General features: G+C 55.7%; 19 protein-coding genes and 1 other RNA gene. 15 read left to right on the top strand and 5 right to left on the bottom strand.

Annotation, left to right across the window (positions count from 1 at the left end; translation table 11 throughout):
- The first annotated feature begins 177 nt into the window (after positions 1 to 177).
- From lon to GY169_RS17890, 5 genes are all read left to right on the top strand, one after another.
- On the top strand, positions 178 to 2,532 hold the full coding sequence (lon, locus tag GY169_RS17910; protein ID WP_163445929.1) for an endopeptidase La: 2,355 nt from the start codon (positions 178 to 180) through the stop codon (positions 2,530 to 2,532).
- Between the two features lie 209 nt (positions 2,533 to 2,741).
- The gene (gene hupB / locus GY169_RS17905; RefSeq protein ID WP_002444653.1) at positions 2,742 to 3,014 is read left to right on the top strand and encodes a nucleoid-associated protein HU-beta; all 273 of its coding nucleotides are present in this window, start codon (positions 2,742 to 2,744) and stop codon (positions 3,012 to 3,014) included.
- Positions 3,015 to 3,227: 213 nt separating this feature from the next.
- Complete coding sequence (ppiD, locus tag GY169_RS17900) at positions 3,228 to 5,102, top strand: peptidylprolyl isomerase (RefSeq protein WP_167576488.1); 1,875 nt, start codon at positions 3,228 to 3,230, stop codon at positions 5,100 to 5,102.
- 148 nt (positions 5,103 to 5,250) lie between these two features.
- Entirely contained in the window at positions 5,251 to 5,628 is a 378-nt protein-coding gene (locus GY169_RS17895) for a helix-hairpin-helix domain-containing protein (RefSeq protein ID WP_167576486.1), read from the top strand.
- Positions 5,629 to 5,738: 110 nt separating this feature from the next.
- Positions 5,739 to 6,137, top strand: coding sequence for a YbgC/FadM family acyl-CoA thioesterase (locus GY169_RS17890; RefSeq protein ID WP_163445932.1), 399 nt, complete (start codon positions 5,739 to 5,741; stop codon positions 6,135 to 6,137).
- 134 nt (positions 6,138 to 6,271) lie between these two features.
- On the opposite strand, the gene queC is transcribed toward GY169_RS17890, so the two are convergent.
- Together queC and GY169_RS17880 are read right to left on the bottom strand one after the other, a co-directional pair.
- The gene (gene queC / locus GY169_RS17885) at positions 6,272 to 6,967 is read right to left on the bottom strand and encodes a 7-cyano-7-deazaguanine synthase QueC (protein ID WP_167576484.1); all 696 of its coding nucleotides are present in this window, start codon (positions 6,965 to 6,967) and stop codon (positions 6,272 to 6,274) included.
- Positions 6,968 to 7,034: 67 nt separating this feature from the next.
- Positions 7,035 to 8,735, bottom strand: a complete 1,701-nt coding sequence (locus GY169_RS17880) for an SgrR family transcriptional regulator (RefSeq protein ID WP_167576482.1) — start codon at positions 8,733 to 8,735, stop codon at positions 7,035 to 7,037.
- A 99-nt stretch (positions 8,736 to 8,834) separates the two neighbouring features.
- Between GY169_RS17880 and cof the strand changes: the two genes are divergently transcribed.
- Positions 8,835 to 9,653, top strand: coding sequence for an HMP-PP phosphatase (gene cof / locus GY169_RS17875; RefSeq protein WP_167576481.1), 819 nt, complete (start codon positions 8,835 to 8,837; stop codon positions 9,651 to 9,653).
- A 45-nt stretch (positions 9,654 to 9,698) separates the two neighbouring features.
- Here cof and GY169_RS17870 read toward each other — a convergent pair whose 3' ends face one another.
- The gene (locus GY169_RS17870) at positions 9,699 to 10,751 is read right to left on the bottom strand and encodes a PLP-dependent cysteine synthase family protein (protein ID WP_223882181.1); all 1,053 of its coding nucleotides are present in this window, start codon (positions 10,749 to 10,751) and stop codon (positions 9,699 to 9,701) included.
- A gap of 113 nt (positions 10,752 to 10,864) precedes the next feature.
- Here GY169_RS17870 and GY169_RS17865 point away from each other — a divergent pair, with 113 nt between their 5' ends.
- From GY169_RS17865 to amtB, 5 genes are all read left to right on the top strand, one after another.
- Complete coding sequence (locus GY169_RS17865) at positions 10,865 to 11,323, top strand: Lrp/AsnC family transcriptional regulator (protein ID WP_065356870.1); 459 nt, start codon at positions 10,865 to 10,867, stop codon at positions 11,321 to 11,323.
- A gap of 23 nt (positions 11,324 to 11,346) precedes the next feature.
- Positions 11,347 to 13,122 (top strand): SmdA family multidrug ABC transporter permease/ATP-binding protein, encoded by a 1,776-nt coding sequence (locus tag GY169_RS17860; protein WP_163445936.1) that lies wholly within the window; start codon positions 11,347 to 11,349, stop codon positions 13,120 to 13,122.
- The gene (locus tag GY169_RS17855) at positions 13,115 to 14,893 is read left to right on the top strand and encodes a SmdB family multidrug efflux ABC transporter permease/ATP-binding protein (protein ID WP_167576480.1); all 1,779 of its coding nucleotides are present in this window, start codon (positions 13,115 to 13,117) and stop codon (positions 14,891 to 14,893) included. Before GY169_RS17860 ends, GY169_RS17855 begins: the two co-directional genes overlap by 8 nt.
- A 208-nt stretch (positions 14,894 to 15,101) precedes the next feature.
- Entirely contained in the window at positions 15,102 to 15,440 is a 339-nt protein-coding gene (gene glnK / locus GY169_RS17850; protein ID WP_004858743.1) for a P-II family nitrogen regulator, read from the top strand.
- A 33-nt stretch (positions 15,441 to 15,473) separates the two neighbouring features.
- Positions 15,474 to 16,760, top strand: a complete 1,287-nt coding sequence (gene amtB / locus GY169_RS17845; RefSeq protein ID WP_064548126.1) for an ammonium transporter AmtB — start codon at positions 15,474 to 15,476, stop codon at positions 16,758 to 16,760.
- 139 nt (positions 16,761 to 16,899) lie between these two features.
- Here amtB and tesB read toward each other — a convergent pair whose 3' ends face one another.
- Entirely contained in the window at positions 16,900 to 17,760 is an 861-nt protein-coding gene (gene tesB, locus GY169_RS17840) for an acyl-CoA thioesterase II (RefSeq protein ID WP_065356867.1), read from the bottom strand.
- 218 nt (positions 17,761 to 17,978) lie between these two features.
- Here tesB and GY169_RS17835 point away from each other — a divergent pair, with 218 nt between their 5' ends.
- The gene (locus tag GY169_RS17835) at positions 17,979 to 18,479 is read left to right on the top strand and encodes a YbaY family lipoprotein (protein WP_167576479.1); all 501 of its coding nucleotides are present in this window, start codon (positions 17,979 to 17,981) and stop codon (positions 18,477 to 18,479) included.
- Positions 18,480 to 18,556: 77 nt separating this feature from the next.
- On the opposite strand, the gene GY169_RS17830 is transcribed toward GY169_RS17835, so the two are convergent.
- On the bottom strand, positions 18,557 to 18,868 hold the full coding sequence (locus GY169_RS17830) for an MGMT family protein (protein ID WP_065356865.1): 312 nt from the start codon (positions 18,866 to 18,868) through the stop codon (positions 18,557 to 18,559).
- A 165-nt stretch (positions 18,869 to 19,033) separates the two neighbouring features.
- On the opposite strand from GY169_RS17830, the gene ffs reads away from it, so the two are divergent.
- From ffs to GY169_RS17815, 3 genes are all read left to right on the top strand, one after another.
- Positions 19,034 to 19,130: signal recognition particle sRNA small type (gene ffs, locus GY169_RS17825), an RNA gene on the top strand.
- Positions 19,131 to 19,437: 307 nt separating this feature from the next.
- On the top strand, positions 19,438 to 19,686 hold the full coding sequence (locus tag GY169_RS17820) for a hypothetical protein (RefSeq protein WP_163445939.1): 249 nt from the start codon (positions 19,438 to 19,440) through the stop codon (positions 19,684 to 19,686).
- A complete protein-coding gene (locus GY169_RS17815) occupies positions 19,683 to 19,898 on the top strand; it encodes a hypothetical protein (protein ID WP_065356864.1) in 216 nt (71 codons plus the stop codon). The genes GY169_RS17820 and GY169_RS17815 overlap by 4 nt, the downstream gene beginning before the upstream one ends.
- Positions 19,899 to 19,988 lie beyond the last annotated feature (90 nt).

Genomic DNA, 19,988 nt, shown 5'->3' with positions numbered 1-19,988 from the left:
AGTTCATACAATCAGTTAATCAAAAAGGGGGGATTTTATCTCCCCTTTTATTTTTCCGTATTCATAGCGTTGAATGTGTGGAATACATCCCCATATACTGGTTACATGTTAATGGTTGTGTGAAGCACAGTCGCATGACCAGTTTACCTGGCGGACACTAAACTAAGAGAGAGCTCTATGAATCCTGAGCGTTCTGAACGCATTGAAATCCCCGTATTGCCGTTGCGCGATGTGGTGGTTTATCCGCACATGGTCATTCCCTTATTTGTAGGGCGGGAAAAATCTATCCGTTGTCTGGAAGCGGCCATGGATCATGATAAAAAAATCATGCTGGTCGCCCAGAAAGACGCTTCAACGGATGAGCCGGGTGTAAACGATCTTTTCACCGTCGGGACCGTGGCCTCTATTTTGCAAATGCTGAAACTGCCTGACGGTACGGTCAAAGTACTGGTTGAAGGCCTTCAGCGCGCGCGTATCACCACGCTGTCTGATAACGGCGAGCACTTCTCGGCGAAGGCGGAGTATCTGGAATCGCCGGAGATTGAAGAGCGCGAGCAGGAAGTGCTGGTGCGTACGGCAATCGGTCAGTTTGAAGGCTATATCAAGCTGAACAAGAAAATTCCACCGGAAGTGCTGACGTCGCTGAACAGCATCGACGATCCAGCGCGTCTGGCGGACACCATCGCTGCGCATATGCCGCTGAAGCTGTCAGATAAGCAGTCCGTTCTCGAGATGTCCGACATCAACGAACGCCTGGAATACCTGATGGCGATGATGGAGTCGGAAATCGATCTGCTGCAGGTTGAGAAGCGTATTCGCAACCGCGTGAAAAAGCAGATGGAAAAATCGCAGCGTGAGTACTATCTGAACGAGCAAATGAAAGCCATTCAGAAAGAGCTCGGCGAGATGGATGACGCGCCGGACGAAAACGAAGCGCTGAAGCGTAAGATCGACGCGGCGAAAATGCCGAAAGAGGCGAAAGAAAAAACCGAAGCCGAACTGCAGAAGCTGAAAATGATGTCACCGATGTCAGCGGAAGCGACCGTGGTACGCGGCTATATCGACTGGATGGTGCAGGTGCCGTGGAACGCGCGCAGCAAGGTCAAAAAAGACCTTCGCCAGGCGCAGGAAATCCTCGATACCGACCACTACGGTCTGGAACGCGTGAAAGACCGCATCCTTGAGTATCTCGCGGTCCAAAGCCGTGTGAACAAAATCAAGGGGCCGATTCTGTGCCTGGTAGGGCCGCCGGGGGTAGGTAAAACCTCTCTGGGTCAGTCTATCGCTAAGGCAACCGGTCGCAAATACATCCGTATGGCGCTGGGCGGCGTGCGTGATGAAGCGGAAATCCGCGGCCACCGTCGTACCTATATTGGCTCGATGCCGGGCAAACTGATCCAGAAAATGGCCAAAGTGGGCGTTAAAAACCCGCTGTTCCTGCTTGATGAGATCGACAAAATGTCTTCTGACATGCGTGGCGATCCGGCGTCCGCACTGCTTGAAGTGCTGGATCCCGAGCAGAACGTGGCGTTCAGCGATCACTACCTGGAAGTGGACTACGATCTCAGCGACGTGATGTTTGTGGCGACCTCGAACTCCATGAATATTCCGGCGCCGCTGCTGGATCGTATGGAAGTGATTCGTCTGTCCGGCTATACCGAAGATGAAAAGCTGAACATTGCCAAACGCCACCTGCTGCCGAAGCAGATTGAGCGTAACGCCCTGAAAAAAGGCGAATTGACGGTGGACGACAGCGCAATCGTCGGCATCATCCGTTACTACACGCGTGAAGCGGGTGTCCGTAGCCTGGAACGTGAAATTTCGAAACTGTGCCGCAAAGCAGTTAAACAACTGCTGCTCGACAAAGAGCTGAAGCACATCGAGATTAACGGCGACAATCTGCACGATTACCTCGGCGTTCAGCGCTTTGACTACGGTCGCGCCGACGACGAAAACCGCGTGGGTCAGGTGACCGGCCTAGCGTGGACGGAAGTGGGCGGCGACCTGCTGACCATCGAAACCGCCTGCGTACCGGGTAAAGGCAAGCTGACTTACACCGGTTCGTTGGGTGAAGTGATGCAGGAGTCCATTCAGGCAGCGCTGACCGTGGTGCGCGCGCGCGCGGAAAAACTGGGTATCAACCCGGATTTCTACGAAAAACGCGACATTCACGTTCACGTGCCGGAAGGGGCAACGCCGAAAGACGGCCCGAGTGCCGGTATCGCGATGTGTACCGCGCTGGTTTCCTGCCTGACCGGCAACCCGGTGCGTGCAGACGTGGCGATGACGGGTGAAATCACCCTGCGTGGCCAGGTGCTGCCGATCGGTGGTCTGAAGGAAAAACTGCTCGCAGCACACCGTGGCGGCATTAAGACTGTTCTGATTCCTGATGAGAACAAACGCGATCTGGAAGAGATTCCGGACAACGTTCTGGCGGATCTGGACATTCACCCGGTGAAACGAATTGAGGAAGTTCTGTCCCTTGCGCTGCAAAATGAGCCGACCGGCATGCAGGTTGTAACCGCAAAATAGTGACCTCGCGCAAAGAGCGTTAATAAAAAGCGGGCTGGCAAGCGTAAACTGACTTGCCAGCCTTTTTTTGTCTCGCTAATTTAGACGGCTGGCAGGTGTGTCGTCGACAACGGGTGTTGTAAGGGCATGGGAGTCCTGATATAACTGCTCCGCGATCGCACCCTGAAGGATTCAGGTGCGATATAAATAATAAAGAGAGGAAGAGAACAGTGAACAAATCTCAACTGATTGACAAAATTGCTGCTGGCGCGGATATCTCCAAAGCTGCAGCTGGACGTGCGTTAGATGCTTTAATTGCTTCTGTTACTGAATCTCTGCAAGCTGGGGATGACGTTGCGCTGGTAGGTTTTGGTACCTTTGCTGTTAAAGAGCGTGCTGCCCGTACTGGCCGCAACCCTCAGACCGGTAAAGAGATCACTATCGCTGCCGCGAAAGTACCAGGCTTCCGTGCAGGTAAAGCACTGAAAGACGCGGTAAACTGATCGCTTTCCCGCTAAGGGAATGTGGCAAAGTACAAGGGCGCATCATCTGATGTGCCTTTTTTTATGGCTTATTGCGTACTTTTAAGCGTTTATATGCGGTCTGTGCTGACAACCGCCCCGGTTTCTTGTCAAAATACGCCCTCACGCGCAGCGGCCACACGTGGTATGCTGCACGAGGTATAAAAGTCACCTACAGCGGAGTGTTGTTACACCATGATGGACAATTTACGCACGGCAGCTAACAGTGTCGTGATCAAAGTCATTTTCGGTCTCATTATCGTGTCGTTCATTTTGACCGGCGTGAGTGGTTACCTGATTGGCGGTAACAATAATTTTGCCGCGAAAGTGAATGGCCAGGAAATCGGCCGCGGCCAGTTTGAAAATGCCGTTGCCAGCGAACGTAACCGTATGCAGCAACAGCTGGGCGATCAGTTCTCCGAGCTGGCGGCCAACGAAAACTACATCAAAACAATGCGTCAGCAGGTTCTGAACCGCCTGATTGACGAAGCGCTGCTGGACCAGTATGCGAAAGACTTAGGTCTTGGCATCAGCGATGAGCAGGTGCGTAAAGCGATTTTTGCTACCCCGGCGTTCCAGAACGACGGCAAATTTGATAACACCCGCTATACCTCGCTGGTGAATCAGATGGGCATGACGCCTGACCAGTATGCTCAGGCGCTGCGTAACCAATTAACCACTCAGCAGTTGATTAACGCCGTTGCAGGCACCGACTTCATGCTGCCGGGCGAAACCGACCAGTTGGCGGCGCTGGTATCCCAGCAGCGCCTGGTACGTGAAGCGACCATCGACGTCAACGCACTGGCGGCAAAACAGCAGGTGAGCGATCAGGAAATTTCCAGCTACTACGAACAAAACAAAGGTCAGTTCGTGGCGCCGGAACAGTTCCGCGTTAGCTACATCAAGCTGGATGCAGCGGCAATGAGTCAGGACGTCTCTGACGACGATATCCAGTCTTACTACGACCAGCATCAGGATCAGTTCACTCAGCCGCAGCGTGACCGCTACAGCGTGATTCAGACTAAAACTGAAGCGGAAGCGAAAGCCGTGCTGGACGAGCTGAACAAAGGCGCTGACTTCGCTGAACTGGCGAAAACCAAGTCTGCCGATATTATCTCTGCACGTAACGGCGGTGATATGGGCTGGCTGGAAGCCTCGACGACCCCTGACGAACTGAAAAATGCCGGGCTGAAAGAGAAAGGCCAGCTGTCTGGGGTGATTAAATCTTCTGTTGGCTTCCTGGTCGCACGTCTGGATGACGTTCAGCCTGCGGTGGTAAAACCGCTGGCGGACGTACGTAAGGACATTGCCGACAAAGTGAAGCAGGAAAAAGCGCTCGACGCATTCTATGCCCTGCAGCAGAAAGTGAGCGACGCGGCGAGCAACGATAACGACTCCCTGGCAGGCGCAGAGCAGGCGGCAGGTGTTAAAGCTGTCGAAACCGGCTGGTTTGACCGTAATAACCTGCCCGCTGAGCTGAACTTCAAACCGGTAGCCGACGCTATCTTTAACGGCGGTCTGGTTGGCGAGAACGGCATGCCGGGCAGCAACTCCGATATTATTACCGTCGATGGCGATCGCGCCTTCGTACTGCGCGTGAGCGAGCACAAAGCCGAAGCGGTGAAACCGCTGGCCGACGTGAAAGCGCAGGTGACCGATATCGTTAAGCACAACAAAGCTGAACAGCAGGCGAAACTGGACGCTGAGAAGCTGCTGGTGGCGCTGAAAGACGGTAAAGGTGACGAGGCGATGAAAGCGGCGGGTCTGAGCTTTAGCGCCAGTAAAACGCTGAGCCGCGCGGGTCAGGATCCGCTGAGCCAGGCGGCCTTCTCACTGCCGCTGCCGCAGAAAGATAAACCAAGCTTCGGTATCGGCAACGATATGCAGGGCAATGTGGTTCTGCTGGCGCTGGACGAAGTGAAAGCAGGCGAAATGCCGGAAGCGCAGAAAAAAGCGATGGTGCAGGGGATTACCCAGAACAATGCCCAGATCGCTTTCGAAGCGATGATGAACAACCTGCGTAAATCCGCGAAGATTAAGCTCGGCGATATCATCGACCAGCAGCAATAATCGGAACTCGCCTCGCATAAATTTGTAATGCGATGAACATACCAAAGGCCGCTTTCGCGGCCTTTTCCACATTTAAAATCCGCCTTTTGCACGGTCTTCCGCCGCTCGTTATGGTGCTCTGGTCATTAACCAATAAGGAGACATCAATATGAAACGTGGAATCAAACTGTGTGTTATCGCCGCCGTTATGGCCTGTGCCGGAGTCAGTTTCAGCACGCAGGCCGCCCAGACAGCGGCGGCAAAAACGCCAGCAGCGCAGAGCAGCGTGAGCGCCGCGCCGGATACACAGGCGAAGGCCGTGTCGGGGAACAAGAACGCAGCGGATGAAGGTACCAGGGTGAGCATCAATACGGCGTCAGCCGAAGCGCTGGCCCAGGCGATGAATGGCGTCGGCTTGAAGAAGGCGCAGGCCATCGTCAGCTATCGCGAGGAGTATGGCCCCTTCAAAACGCTGGACGATCTTAAACAAGTACCGGGAATGGGCAGCTCGCTGGTTGAGAGGAATCTGGCGCACCTCACGCTTTAATTTGCTTTGACGGTTTGCACTCGGCTGAAAATTTGCCAGACTAAAGAGGTCATACCAGTGGTGTGACCTCTGACTCTATTCATAATTTAAAATAACAAGGCTATGGCGCTATGCAGACACAAATCAAAGTTCGCGGTTATCACCTGGACGTGTACCAGCACGTTAACAACGCCCGCTATCTGGAGTTTCTGGAAGAGGCCCGCTGGGACGGGCTGGAAAATAGCGCGGGGTTCCAGTGGATGAGCGCGCACCACATTGCCTTTGTGGTGGTGAATATCAACATCAACTACCGCCGCCCGGCGGTGCTGGGCGACGTGCTGACGGTGACCAGCAAAGTGGAGCAGCTAAACGGCAAAAGCGGCGTACTCAGCCAGGTGGTGACGCTAAATCCGGAAGGCCAGGTGGTGGCCGATGCGCTGATCACCTTTGTGTGTATCGATCTGAAAACCCAGAAGGCGCTGCCGTTAGAAGGTGAGTTGCGGCAGCATCTGGAAGCAATGGTTGAGTAATGTGTTGAGACTGAAGGTAGCGTAATTCGTAGGCCTGATGAGCTAAGCGCCATCAGGCTGCGCAGCGCAGTTGCCGGATGGCGGCGTTGCCTTATCCGGCCTGGCATCCTGTTTTATCGATAATGTCTCAAGACTTATTTCAGTCCGGTTTTTTGTTTCATCGCGGCCATCACGCCCGGCTTATCCGCCAGATAATGATTTAACCCGTTGGCGCGAAGATGACAGGCCGCGCAGTGGCCGCAGCCATCGCCCTTAATGCCGTTGTAGCAGGTCAGCGTCTCGCTGCGCACCAGATCTAGCTTGCCCCAGTAGTCCGCCAACGCCCAGGTCTGCGCTTTGTCCAGCCACATCAGCGGCGTTTCAAAACGAATATCTTTCGCCATCCCTAAGCTCACCGCATGGTTCAGGGCCTTCACGAATTCGTCGCGGCAATCCGGATAGCCGGAGAAGTCGGTTTCGCACACGCCGGTAATGACCGCTTCTGCCTGCACCTGATAAGCGTAAATCGCCGTTAGCGTCAGGAACAGAATATTGCGCCCCGGCACGAAGGTGTTGGGAATGCCATCGGCACTGGGCTCATAGTCCGGTACCGGAATGCTGTCGCGGGTCAGGCTGCTGACCGCCAGTTCGTTCAACAGAGTGACGTCCAGCACCTTGTGCGCGCGGGCGCCTAGCTTTAAGGCCAGTTCGCTGGCGACGTCAATTTCGGCGCGGTGGCGCTGACCATAATCAAACGTGACGCAGTGCACTTCATCATATTGATGCAGCGCCTGCACCAGGCATGTAGTGGAGTCTTGTCCACCGCTAAAGACGACAACGGCACGTTTCATGGTTTTTCCTGTCTGTGAATCTGAAAGCCGCTATGGTAACGCCTGTGCGGCGCGGCGACCAGCTTCTTCACCGCACGGTGGGCGGCAGCCAGGCCGCGCTAAAATCGAACCAGCCGCGGGCGTTAAGGCGAATGCCGTTAACCCCCGGCGGCGCGCTAACCTGGTACTGATAGTTAAACAGCGGCGTCAGGATGGCGTCACTCATTAAGCGCGTAAAAATACGCTTCAGCGCGGCAATTCGCAGGCCGTCATCCGGCAACGCCTGCGCTTCATCCAGCGCCGACTGCACGCGGGCAGCCTGTGAATCGGTAAACAGCGCCGGCCACAGCGCGTCGCAGCGTAGCCATTGTTCCAGCGCATATTCCGGCATCTCGCCGATGAGCCTGTCGCCCATAAACAGGTCGGCCTGGGGGAGGTGGGGGCAACCGGTCCAGCTTTTGGCATCATAGAACAGCACCGTTAATTCGCAGCCTTGCCGTGCGAGTGCGATTTTCAACTCCTCTGCCATCGTATGCAGTTCGACCGGCAGGTGATAGAGCAGAGTGAGGCGGGAAGGCAGGGTGACCTCATCGTCTTCCGGCACCAACGGGATATCCCAGCCAGGCAGCATCTCTTCGCTTGGTGTTATCAGGTTTTCGCCTAGCGGCAGGCTTTGCAGCAGGCCGGAGCGGTGAATCAGCGCGATGACCCGCTGCGCCTGCGCCATGCTCAGTCGTGGGCTCTGACGCAACGCCAGATAGCAAAAACCGAGGCTAATACTGTGGCTGACTAACCGTAGTTCAGCCAACTCTTCCGGCTTGCCGATGGCTATCTGCACCGGATGCTGGCAGCTGGTGCCGAGTCCTTGCTCGAACAACTGTGGCGTGATCCAGTACTCGATCGCCTGGAGCAGCGGATGGCTTTGATGATAGCGATGGTGACTCTCAATACGGACCAGTTCTGGCTCGAAGATCTTCAGCATAAAGGGGCCGGTCCCTTGCACCGGGTCGTCCGGATGCGCCAGCACGCTGCAGTAGCTGGCCAGCCGGTGCGGTAGCCAATAGTCCGGGCGATGCAGGATAAAGCTCAAACACTGAGGGTGGGTTTGGGTAATTTCTTTCACGCTGGCGAACAGCTTTGCCAGCTCCGGTAGTTCGAAGAGCATCAGCAGACGGCGGCGTAGCTGTTCCGTCTCGACGGCGTCACCGTTGTGCCAGTGCAGCGTCGAGCGAATGTAAAACTGCCAGTGCAGCCCGTCCGGAGAAACCGACCAGTGGTGAGCCAAATCCCCCTGCGGCTGAGAGGCTTCGTGATTGAAGCGGGTCAAGCCTGAATAGATCTGTCCGGCCAGATGTTGCTCTGCACGCCCGGCGAGGAAGCCGGGATGCAGTGGTTCCAGCGGGCGATAGTAGGGAATACGCAGCGTCGGCGTGTTGTTTTGCCACTGACCGCCGAGAAACGGATGCAGTAGCGCCCGCAGCTCAACCGGGGCAATTTGCGCAAGTTCCAGCGCATTGTGCTGTTCCCCACGGTTGAGCGCGGTCTCCATCATCTCATTACGCAGCGTCTCCGGCGTGGTGTGAAAACGTAGCTGACCACGCTTACCGCGACCGGACTGCGCCTGCCAGCTAAGCCACCCGGCCTCCTGCGCCTGACGCAGCAGCGTGCGCACATGGCGCTCGCTGCAAAAACAGCGGGCGGCCAGCTCGGCAATGGTCACCTGCTGATCGTCACCCTGCGAGGGCAGCCACAGACGCTGGAACTGATTTAAACGATTTAACAGTCGCATATAAACCCGGAACAATAAAAATGAAGTATTCAGTATTACTTCCGTATATCCCAGCAGATACTGACTGACAAGAGAGAGCGATCACAGGTGGGATAAATCATGGCAAGACTGGCGGCGTTTGATATGGATGGCACACTGTTGATGCCAGACCATCGTTTAGGCGAGAGAACCGTTGCGGTACTGAAACGGCTACGCGAACGGCAAATTACGCTGACTTTTGCTACCGGACGTCATGTGCTGGAGATGCGTCCGCTGGTCGACACGCTTTCGCTGAACGCATATTTAATTACCGGTAACGGGACGCGCATTCATACCCAACAGGGCGAAGTGCTGTACCGCAGCGACCTTGCTGCAGACGTCGCCGAGCAGGTGCTGCATTCCTACTGGGATACCAAAGCCAGTATGCACGTTTTTAACGATAACGGCTGGTTTACCGGGCGCGAGATCCCGGAATTACTCAAGGCGCATGTGTATAGCGGTTTCTCCTACCAACTGCGCGATCTGCGGCGGATCCCGGCGCATCAGGTGACCAAAATTTGTTTCTGTGGCGATCACGACGATCTCTGCCGCCTGCGTATTCAACTCACAGAAGCACTGGATGATCGCGCCGATATCTGTTTTTCAGCGATAGACTGTCTGGAGGTGCTGCCGCGTGGCAGCAATAAAGGCGCGGCGCTGAAGGTGCTGAGCGACCATCTTGGCGTCGGCATGGAAGAGTGCATGGCCTTTGGCGATGCCATGAACGACCGTGAAATGCTGGGGCTGGTGGGCCGGGGCGTGATCATGGGCAACGCAATGGGGCAGCTTAAAGCGGCGCTGCCTCATCTGCCGGTTATCGGAAACTGCAACAACCAGGCGGTTTCCCACTATTTAACGCATTGGCTGGATACACCAAATCTACCTTATTCCCCCGAATAGAGAGACTTACCAGCAAGCCCGGCATCTCATGATGTCGGGCTTTTTTTATTGGGCGATCAGCCGCTCGATTTCACGACGCCACGGCGCGATATCGCCGATATTAGTCGCCACCCATTCGGCGTTGTAATAGGTATCGAGATAGCGCTCGCCGCTGTCGCACAGCAGTGTGACGATCGAACCGCGTTTCCCTTCGGCGCGCATTTGCGCAGCCAGCTGCATCGCGCCCCACATATTGGTGCCGGTGGAAGCGCCCACTTTGCGGCCCAACTGGGTTTCCAGCCACTGCGCGGTGGCGATGCTGGCGGCGTCCGGCACGCGCAGCATGTCATCGACGACGTCCGGGATAAACGACGGTTCGACGCGCGGGCGTCCAATACCCTCGATTTTACTGCCGACGCTGCCGCGTAGGCTGGCGTCGCGGTGCTGCCAGTAGTCGAGGAAGACTGAATTTTCCGGATCGACGACCAGCAGTCGCGTGTCGTAACCCTGGCAGCGAATGTAGCGACCAATGGTGGCGGAGGTGCCACCGGTGCCCGCGCTCATCACCACCCATGACGGCACCGGATTCGGTTCGTGAGACATCTGGCGGAAAATGCTGTCGGCAATATTATTGTTGCCGCGCCAGTCGGTGGCGCGTTCAGCGTAGGTGAATTGATCCATATAATGGCCGTTCAGCTCGCGGGCCAGTTTTTCCGATGCGGCGTAGATTTCACAGGCGCTCTCCACGAAATGGCAGCGGCCGCCGTAGAATTCAATTTGCTCGATTTTCCGTTTCGCCGTACAGGCAGGCATGACCGCAATAAACGGCAGCCCCAGCAGGCGGGCAAAATAGGCTTCGGACACCGCAGTGGAACCGGAAGAGGATTCAATAATCGTCGTGCCTTCCTGAATCCAGCCGTTGCACAGCCCATAGAGGAACAGCGAACGCGCCAGGCGGTGCTTCAGGCTGCCAGTGGGATGGGTGCTTTCATCTTTCAGATACAGCTGAATACCGGGGAAAGCGGGCAGCGACAAACGAATCAGATGCGTATCGGCGCTGCGTTGATAATCGGCGTTAATTTCGCTAATGGCATTTTTGACCCAGGTGCTATTCATCATCATTTTTCCGTTTGTCATTTTGTGCCCAGCTTAGCGAAAACGGCAGAAAAAATTGTTGCTATCTGACCTTTAAAATACAATTAAGAGAGAAAATTTTTCTCTCGGTGAAGGTAATGTTAGATAAAATTGACCGTAAGCTGCTCTCCTTGCTGCAGAATGACTGCACGCTCTCTTTGCAGGCGTTAGCGGATGCCGTTAATCTGACCACCACGCCATGCTGGAAACGGCTCAAACGGCTGGAAGATGACGGCGTGCTGCTCGGGCGTGTGGCGCTGCTGGATCCGGAAAAACTCGGTTTAGGGTTGACGGCGTTCGTCCTGATTAAAACCCAGCATCACAGCAGCGACTGGTACAGCCTGTTTGTCAGCGAAGTGACGCAAATGCCTGAGGTGCTCGGCTTCTGGCGTATGGCCGGGGAATATGATTACCTGATGCGCGTGCAGGTTGCGGACATGAAACGCTACGATGATTTTTACAAAAGCCTGGTGAATCGCGTCCCCGGACTGTCGGACGTCACCTCAAGCTTTGCGATGGAACAGATTAAATACACCACAGCACTTCCCATCGAATAACTCTATCTCTGGAATTTTACTGCGTGCGATTATTTGCTCAACTTAGCTGGTACTTTCGTCGGGAATGGCGTCGCTATCTCGGCGCCGTGGCCCTGCTAATTATCATTGCCATTCTCCAACTGATTCCGCCAAAAGTCGTGGGGATCGTGGTTGATGGCGTGACGCAACACCACTTCACCGCCGGTAAGCTGATGATGTGGATTGGCACTATGGTTCTGATTGCCGTGGTGGTCTATCTGCTGCGCTACGTCTGGCGCGTGCTGCTGTTTGGGGCATCCTACCAGTTGGCCGTCGAACTACGTGAAGATTTCTATCGTCAGCTCAGCCGCCAGCATCCGGAATTCTATCTGCGCCACCGTACCGGCGACCTGATGGCGCGGGCCACCAACGATGTTGACCGCGTGGTCTTCGCCGCCGGGGAAGGCGTGCTGACGCTGGTGGACTCGCTGGTGATGGGCTGCGCGGTGCTGATCGTGATGTCCACCCAGCTCAGCTGGCAGCTGACATTATTAGCGCTGGTGCCGATGCCGATTATGGCGCTGGTTATCCATCGCTACGGCGATCTGCTGCACGAGCGCTTTAAAGTGGCGCAGGCGGCGTTCTCCAGCCTTAACGATCGCACCCAGGAAAGCCTGACCAGCATTCGCATGATCAAAGCCTTCGGCCTTGAAGACCGGCAGTCTGCGCAGTTTGCCGCCGACGCGGCGGACACCGGGGTGAAAAACATGCGCGTCGCGCGTATCGACGCGCGCTTTGACCCGACGATTTATATTGCTATCGGCATGGCGAACCTGCTGGCGATTGCCGGCGGTAGCTGGATGGTGATGCAGGGCGATCTGACGCTCGGCCAGTTGACCAGTTTTATGATGTACCTTGGGTTGATGATTTGGCCGATGTTGGCGCTGGCGTGGATGTTCAACATCGTCGAGCGCGGCAGCGCAGCCTATAGCCGCATTCGCACTTTGCTGGCGGAAGCGCCGGTGGTTAACGATGGCGTCCAGCCGGTGCCGGAAGGGCGCGGTACGCTCGCGCTGGCGATACACCGCTTTAGCTACCCGCAAACCGACAAGCCGACCCTTGAGGAGGTTAACGTCACGCTGAAACCGGGGCAAATGCTGGGCATCTGCGGGCCGACCGGCTCTGGGAAATCGACTATTCTGGCGCTGATTCAGCGCCACTTCGACGTGGATGACGGTGAGATCCGTTTCCACGATATTCCTCTACGCCAGCTTCAGCTCGATGCCTGGCGCAGCCGTCTGGCGGTCGTCAGCCAGACGCCGTTCCTGTTTTCCGATACGGTGGCCAGCAATATCGCATTGGGCTGCCCGAGCGCCACGCAGGAAGAAATTGAACGCGCGGCGAAGCTGGCCTGCGTGCATGAAGATATTCTGCGTCTGCCACAGGGTTACGACACCGAAGTGGGCGAGCGTGGCGTGATGCTCTCCGGCGGGCAAAAACAGCGCATTTCGATTGCTCGCGCGCTGCTGCTGGACGCTGAAATCCTGATTCTCGACGACGCGCTGTCGGCGGTTGATGGCCGTACTGAGCATCAAATATTGCATAACCTGCGTCAGTGGGGCGAAGGGCGGACAGTCATTATCAGCGCCCATCGCTTATCGGCGCTGACTGACGCCAGCGAGATCATCGTGATGCAGCATGGGCATATTGCCCAGCACGGGCAGCATGAACAGCTGGCGGCGCAGGCGGGCTGGTATCGTGATATGTACCGTTATCAACAGCTGGAAGCCGCGCTGAACGACGCGCCGGAAGAAGAGAAACCGGAGGAAGTGAATGCGTAGTTTCGGGCAACTGTGGCCAACCTTAAAACGGCTGCTGGCCTACGGCTCGCCGTGGCGTAAGCCGCTGTCGATTGCCGTGGCGATGTTGTGGGTGGCGGCTGCCGCTGAAGTGAGCGGGCCGCTGTTGATCAGCTATTTTATCGATAATATGGTGGCGAAAGACATTTTGCCGTGGGGGAAAGTGGCTGGTCTTGCGGCGGCCTATATTGGCCTGCAACTGTTGGCCGCGACGCTGCACTATAGCCAGTCGCTGCTGTTTAACCGGGCGGCGGTCGGCGTGGTGCAGCAGCTGCGAACCGACGTGATGGATGCCGCGCTGCGCCAGCCGCTAAGCGAATTTGATACCCAGCCGGTTGGTCAGCTTATTTCGCGGGTAACCAACGACACCGAAGTGATTCGTGACCTTTACGTGACCGTGGTGGCTACGGTGCTGCGCAGCGCGGCGCTGATTGGCGCCATGCTGGTCGCCATGTTCAGCCTCGACTGGCGCATGGCGCTGGTGGCGATTGTCATTTTCCCGGCGGTCATGACGGTGATGGTGATTTATCAGCGTTACAGCACGCCGATTGTACGCCGCGTGCGTGCGTATCTTGCCGACATCAACGATGGTTTTAACGAAGTGATCAACGGCATGAGTGTGATCCAGCAGTTTCGCCAGCAGGTGCGCTTTGGCGAGCGTATTGGCGAGGTCAGCCGTTCACACTATCTGGCGCGTATGCAAACCCTGCGGCTGGACGGCTTCCTGCTGCGCCCGCTGCTGAGCCTGTTTTCCTCGCTGATCCTCTGTGGGCTACTGATGTTGTTCGGCTTTAGCGCGCAGGGAACGATTGAGGTGGGGGTGCTGTACGCCTTTATTAGCTACCTGGGGCGTCTGAACGAACCGTTGATTGAACTGACCACCCAGCAGTCAATGCTGCAACAGGCGGTGGTCGCCGGGGAGCGCGTCTTTGAGCTGATGGATCGTCCGCGCCAGCAGTACGGCGAGGATATTGCGCCGTTAGCCAACGGTGACATTGATATTGATAACGTGTCGTTTGCCTACCGTGGCGACAAAATGGTGCTGCAAAATATCTCGCTGTCGATTCCGGCGCGGAGCTTTGTGGCGCTGGTCGGGCATACTGGCAGCGGCAAGAGTACGCTGGCCAGCCTGCTGATGGGCTATTATCCGCCGAACGCAGGGGAGATTCGCCTCGGCGGTCGTCCATTGTCGAGCCTGAGTCATCAGGTGCTGCGCCAGGGGATCGCCGTGGTGCAGCAGGACCCAGTGGTGCTGGCGGATTCGTTCTTTGCCAACGTCACGCTGGGGCGTGATATCAGTGAGGCGCAGGTCTGGCAGGTGCTGGAAACGGTGCAACTGGCGGAGCTGGCGCGCAGCATGAGCGACGGTATCTATACCCATCTTGGCGAGCAGGGCAATAACCTTTCGGTTGGGCAGAAACAGCTGCTCGCGCTGGCTCGCGTGTTGGTTGATACCCCGCAGGTGCTGATTCTCGACGAAGCGACCGCCAATATCGACTCCGGCACCGAGCGCGCTATCCAGCAGGCGCTGGCCGCCGTGCGTCAACACACCACGCTGGTGGTGATTGCTCACCGTTTATCGACTATCGTCGAAGCGGACACCATCATGGTGCTTCATCGTGGGCAGGCGGTAGAACAGGGAACGCATCAGCAACTGCTTGAAGCAAAAGGGCGTTACTGGCAGATGTATCAACTACAGTTGGCCGGGGAAGAACTGGCCGCCAGCGCTCAGGACGATGCTTTGACCGCCTGATGCACCAGAGACAGGCATTTTTCTAACAGAATGCATTTGTGACGCGCATCATGCACTCGCATGGTGCGTTTTTCTTTTTTGTCCCACGATTTCCCGCACACCATCCCTGATTATCCCGCATGAATGCCGTTTTTTCATTTCTGGCACGCCCCTTGCTTTATCTGTTGTGTGTTCGCAGCCACTACCGAATTCTGACTGGAGGGGATCTATGAAGCTGGTTACCGTGGTAATCAAACCATTCAAACTCGAAGACGTTCGCGAAGCGCTGTCTTCTATTGGCATTCAGGGCTTAACGGTGACGGAAGTGAAAGGCTTTGGTCGCCAGAAAGGTCATGCAGAGCTTTACCGCGGTGCGGAATACAGCGTCAACTTCCTGCCGAAGGTAAAGATTGATGTGGCTATCGCCGACGATCAGCTCGATGAAGTCGTCGACGTCATCAGTAAAGCCGCTTATACCGGAAAAATTGGCGACGGTAAGATTTTTGTCGCCGAACTGCAGCGCGTAATCCGTATTCGTACCGGCGAAGCCGACGAAGCGGCGCTGTAATTCCCAGACAGCACAGTGATAGGGATCGAGATGATGAAAAAAACAATGGTAAAAACGGGGTTGAGCGCGCTGGCGCTGTTGCCGGGTCTGGCGATGGCGGCACCGGCGGCGGTGGATAAAGCGGATAACGCCTTTATGATGATTTGTACCGCGCTGGTGCTGTTTATGACCATTCCGGGCATTGCGCTGTTCTACGGCGGTCTGATTCGCGGTAAGAACGTGCTCTCGATGCTGACGCAGGTCGCGGTCACCTTCGCTCTGGTGTGCGTGCTGTGGGTGGTTTACGGCTACTCGCTGGCCTTCGGCACTGGCGGCAGCTTCTTCGGTAGCTTCGACTGGATCATGTTGAAAAATATCAAAATCACCGATCTGATGGGCTCCTTCTATCAGTACATCCACGTGGCGTTCCAGGGCTCCTTCGCCTGCATCACCGTGGGGCTGATTGTCGGTGCGCTGGCGGAACGTATTCGTTTCTCTGCGGTGCTGATTTTCGTGGTGATTTGGCTGACACTCTCCTACATCCCAATTGCCCATATGGTGTGGGGCGGTGGTCTGCTGGCTAGCCATGGCGCGCTGGACTTTGCGGGCGGCACGGTGGTGCACATTAACGCGGCGGTAGCCGGTCTGGTGGGCGCGTACCTGATTGGTAAACGCGTAGGCTTTGGTAAAGAAGCCTTCAAACCGCACAACCTGCCGATGGTGTTTATTGGCACGGCGATCCTCTATTTTGGCTGGTTCGGCTTCAACGCCGGTTCCGCCAGCGCGGCGAATGAAATTGCCGGTCTGGCCTTTGTGAACACCGTCGTCGCGACTGCCGCCGCTATCCTCGGCTGGGTCTTCGGCGAGTGGGCGTTGCGCGGCAAACCTTCGCTGTTGGGTGCCTGTTCCGGTGCAATTGCGGGGCTGGTGGGTATCACTCCGGCATGCGGTTATATCGGTGTTGGCGGCGCGCTGATTCTGGGTATTGTGGTGGGTCTGGCCGGTCTGTGGGGCGTGACTTCCCTGAAACGCTGGCTGCGTGTGGATGACCCCTGCGACGTGTTCGGTGTCCACGGGGTGTGCGGCATCATCGGCTGTATTCTGACCGGTATCTTTGCTTCAACCGCGCTGGGCGGTGTGGGGTACGCTGAAGGCGTCACCATGAGCCATCAGGTGCTGGTGCAGCTGGAAAGTATCGCCATCACTATCGTTTGGTCCGGCGTTGTGGCCTTCATCGGTTATAAAGTGGCGGATCTGACGGTGGGTCTGCGCGTGCCGGAAGAGCAGGAGCGTGAAGGTCTGGACGTCAACAGCCACGGCGAAAACGCCTACAATGCCTGATAACGCCTGTCACCCGGCCGAGCATTGCGAAGCCGGGAATCCGCCGACACTGACGCTTGCGCCTCATTCGACGGATCATGAGTTATCTCCAAAGCCAAAAAAGCCTCCCTTTGGGAGGCTTTTTTGTGCGTGAAGCGCATTAGTTGCGGTTACGCATGACGCCTTCCTGCACCGTCGAGGCGACCAGCACGCCATCCTGAGTATAGAATTCGCCGCGCACAAAACCGCGCGCGCTGGAGGCCGAGGTGCTTTCCACGCTGTAGAGCAGCCATTCGTTCATGTTGAACGGACGGTGGAACCACATCGAATGGTCGATGGTCGCCACCTGCATGCCTGGCTCAAGGAAGCCAACGCCGTGCGGCTGCAGTGCCACCGGCAGGAAGTTAAAGTCCGAGGCATAGCCGAGCAGATACTGGTGGATGTGCAAATCATCGGGCACCGCGCCGTTAGCGCGCATCCACACCTGGCGGCGCGGTTCCGCGACGTGCCCCTTCAGCGGGTTGTGGAACTCAACCGGGCGAATTTCCAGCGGCTTATCGCAGAGAAACTTCTCTTTGGCCTGCGGCGGCAGCAGATGCGCCAGCGAACGGGCGATGTCGGTTTCAGAAGGTAGACCGTCCGGCGATGGCGCGGCTGGCATGCTTTTCTGATGCTCGTAGCCCGGTTCCGGCGCCTGGAAAGAGGCGGTCATATAAAAGATCGGTTTACCGTGCTGAATGGCCGCGACGCGGCGGGCGCTAAAACTGTTGCCGTCGCGCAACACTTCGACGTCGTAAACGATCGGTTTTTGGCTGTCGCCCGGGCGCAGGAAGTAGCTGTGGAACGAGTGTACCAGTCGATCGGTCGGGACCGTTTCTTTCGCGGCATACAGCGCCTGGCCAACAACCTGCCCGCCAAAGACCTGACGGAGGCCAAGATCTTCACTCTGGCCGCGGAACAGACCTTCTTCAATTTTTTCCAGATTTAATAATGTCAGCAGATTCGATAGCGCCTGGCTCATTGATACCCTCTATATTTTTACTGTCACAGCGTCAGGTGAATGTTTCCATTATAACGCAGTTTCGCCAGTGGTCCGATGGGTTCAATTATCTGAATAATGGGGCATTTGCAGGCATTAATGTGAAATATGTGCCACACTTGAGCGGTAAAAGTTGTTAAGGCGATGTCACTCAATTGAGAAAACAGCCTTAATTTGAGTGAGCGAAAAGGAGAATGCTAATGAAACTCGTGCCGATCTTAAGCGGTCTGGCGATTGCGCTGACCCTCGCGGGCTGTGCCCAGACTCACCAGCAAAGTCAGAATCAGACGCCTGCGCCGCAAGCAGCAACTCAGGCTGAGGCCATTACCGGCCCGACCGTCTCTGGTAACGTGTGGATTCGCCAGAAAGTGGCGCTGCCGCCGGAAGCGGTGCTGACGGTCACGCTGTCGGATGCTTCCCTGGCCGATGCGCCGGCAAAAGTGCTGTCGCAGAAAGTGACCCGTACTGAAGGTAAGCAGGCGCCGTTTAGCTTTGTGCTGCCGTATAACCCGGCAGATATTCAGCCTAACGCCCGCATCCTGTTAAGCGCGGCGGTGACCCTCGACGGTAAGCTGCTGTTTATTACCGATACTATCCAGGAAGTCATCAACCACGGCGGTACCAAGGCCGATGTGACCCTGGTTCCGGTACAGCAAACCGCGGTACCGGTGCAGGACACCACGCCGGTTCAGGTGCCGTAAATGAAAATGCCCTCCAGCGTGAGGGCATTTTTTTGTTCGTCGCAGACTGACGACTTCGGTGCTGCGACGCCAGAATCTCAATATCGCCAGCGATACTTCTGCATATCAATTTGTCCGCTCCCCGATACCTGCACCCCTTCAGCCAGCAGCGCCTGACGCTGGCGTTGAAGATCCGGCCCGGTAAGCGATATTGCGCCGTGACGGTTTACCACCCGGTACCACGGAAGCGTTGAGCCTTCCGGCAGGCGTTTGAGCACGCCGCCTACCTGCCGCGCGGCGCGCGGGGAACCAGCCAGCCGGGCGACATCGCCGTAGGTCGTCACATACCCTTCCGGAATGGAGGCGACGATTTGCCAAACGCGTTGGGGGAAAGAATCTAAAGCATCCATAGTCAGTTCCTGAAGGCAGAACCTTTAGCATAATCAGCCTGATGTCCCGTGTGAAGGGAGGATTGCGCAAGAATCCAGCAGGTAGAAGCGGATAGCTTGCAATTGCCTGCTTCAGCAGGGATAATGCGCCAGCGCGTTGGGTAACAACGCTCTCAATGGGGGCTCTGTTGGTTCTCCCGCAACGCTACTCTGTTTACCAGGTCAGGTCCGGAAGGAAGCAGCCAAGGCAGATGACGCGTGTGCCGGGATGTAGCTGGCAGGGCCCCCACCCATTTGTATTTCCTCTTCTTTTTCATTCTCCGTAACGTTATTAATCCCTTTATTTATTAAGGTTATTCTCGCCTGCGCGTCAATTAAGCTTCATTTATTTGTAATAATACTGTCATGTACGTGTCATAAATTGTATTTAAATTAATATTGGGTATTTATATTGCCTGTTGTGTTAAAAATATATTTGTGGAATGTGTTGTTGAGTTCATGTATTAGTTATTACAGAAATAATACACAAAACCATTTTTCAGTGGTTAACACACGCGTTCGGGATGACGCGTTGCTACGGGAAGGTAAACATGACAATTGCAGTGCTGAACGTAAAAATTGATGAGACCGTTAAAGAGAAACTTCGTCACTATGCTGAGGCCAATGGCCTGACTTTAGGGGCCGCGGCGGAGAAGCTACTGCTGTCAGGCTTTACGGCGGAAGAAGAGGCGGGTGTATGTGAAGACGACATCGATAGCCAGCATACGGAAGAGGATGTTGCACCATTTACACCTAAAGAAATCAAAGCATTACGTAAATTACTGAAGAAGAAAAAATGAAACAGCAACCGACAATAGCGTGTAACTATAGTGAAGCCTGCGCTCTGTTACGCTCGGGCTACGTCAAGCATGTTCTTCTCAACTGGAACGTCGGCAGCGATGAATTCTTTCGTATCGCCTCTGACTGGTGTGATACTGGCGCAAAAATTAAGAAAGAGGGCGAATCTTTCGTTATTTCACTGAAAGGCTTTCCGATTCCTCCGCAGCACTAATATATTCTTTTATTTGGCGTTATCTTTTTAAAGAATATATCAGCGCCAGGCCGGTTTCGTTATTGGGTGGCGAGATAGGTATGCGCACGG

This window comes from Kluyvera genomosp. 3 (assembly GCF_011765685.1).
Lineage (GTDB): Bacteria > Pseudomonadota > Gammaproteobacteria > Enterobacterales > Enterobacteriaceae > Kluyvera > Kluyvera georgiana_A.
The sequence above is the reverse complement of the archived record's forward strand: the minus strand, read 5'-3'. Positions and strand labels throughout refer to the sequence as shown.

Bases quoted from the DNA above. Each gene is read 5' to 3' on its own strand.
- GY169_RS17815 (WP_065356864.1), top strand. From the start codon at position 19,683: ATGAAACAGCAACCGACAATAGCGTGTAACTATAGTGAAGCCTGCGCT.
- GY169_RS17880 (WP_167576482.1), bottom strand. From the start codon at position 8,735: ATGCGACTGTTAAATCGTTTAAATCAGTTCCAGCGTCTGTGGCTGCCC.
- GY169_RS17855 (WP_167576480.1), top strand. From the start codon at position 13,115: ATGCGTAGTTTCGGGCAACTGTGGCCAACCTTAAAACGGCTGCTGGCC.
- amtB (WP_064548126.1), top strand. From the start codon at position 15,474: ATGAAAAAAACAATGGTAAAAACGGGGTTGAGCGCGCTGGCGCTGTTG.
- GY169_RS17895 (WP_167576486.1), top strand. From the start codon at position 5,251: ATGAAACGTGGAATCAAACTGTGTGTTATCGCCGCCGTTATGGCCTGT.
- GY169_RS17870 (WP_223882181.1), bottom strand. From the start codon at position 10,751: ATGATGAATAGCACCTGGGTCAAAAATGCCATTAGCGAAATTAACGCC.
- GY169_RS17830 (WP_065356865.1), bottom strand. From the start codon at position 18,868: ATGGATGCTTTAGATTCTTTCCCCCAACGCGTTTGGCAAATCGTCGCC.
- queC (WP_167576484.1), bottom strand. From the start codon at position 6,967: ATGAAACGTGCCGTTGTCGTCTTTAGCGGTGGACAAGACTCCACTACA.
- GY169_RS17865 (WP_065356870.1), top strand. From the start codon at position 10,865: ATGTTAGATAAAATTGACCGTAAGCTGCTCTCCTTGCTGCAGAATGAC.
- tesB (WP_065356867.1), bottom strand. From the start codon at position 17,760: ATGAGCCAGGCGCTATCGAATCTGCTGACATTATTAAATCTGGAAAAA.
- GY169_RS17890 (WP_163445932.1), top strand. From the start codon at position 5,739: ATGCAGACACAAATCAAAGTTCGCGGTTATCACCTGGACGTGTACCAG.
- glnK (WP_004858743.1), top strand. From the start codon at position 15,102: ATGAAGCTGGTTACCGTGGTAATCAAACCATTCAAACTCGAAGACGTT.
- GY169_RS17835 (WP_167576479.1), top strand. From the start codon at position 17,979: ATGAAACTCGTGCCGATCTTAAGCGGTCTGGCGATTGCGCTGACCCTC.
- cof (WP_167576481.1), top strand. From the start codon at position 8,835: ATGGCAAGACTGGCGGCGTTTGATATGGATGGCACACTGTTGATGCCA.
- ppiD (WP_167576488.1), top strand. From the start codon at position 3,228: ATGATGGACAATTTACGCACGGCAGCTAACAGTGTCGTGATCAAAGTC.
- lon (WP_163445929.1), top strand. From the start codon at position 178: ATGAATCCTGAGCGTTCTGAACGCATTGAAATCCCCGTATTGCCGTTG.
- GY169_RS17820 (WP_163445939.1), top strand. From the start codon at position 19,438: ATGACAATTGCAGTGCTGAACGTAAAAATTGATGAGACCGTTAAAGAG.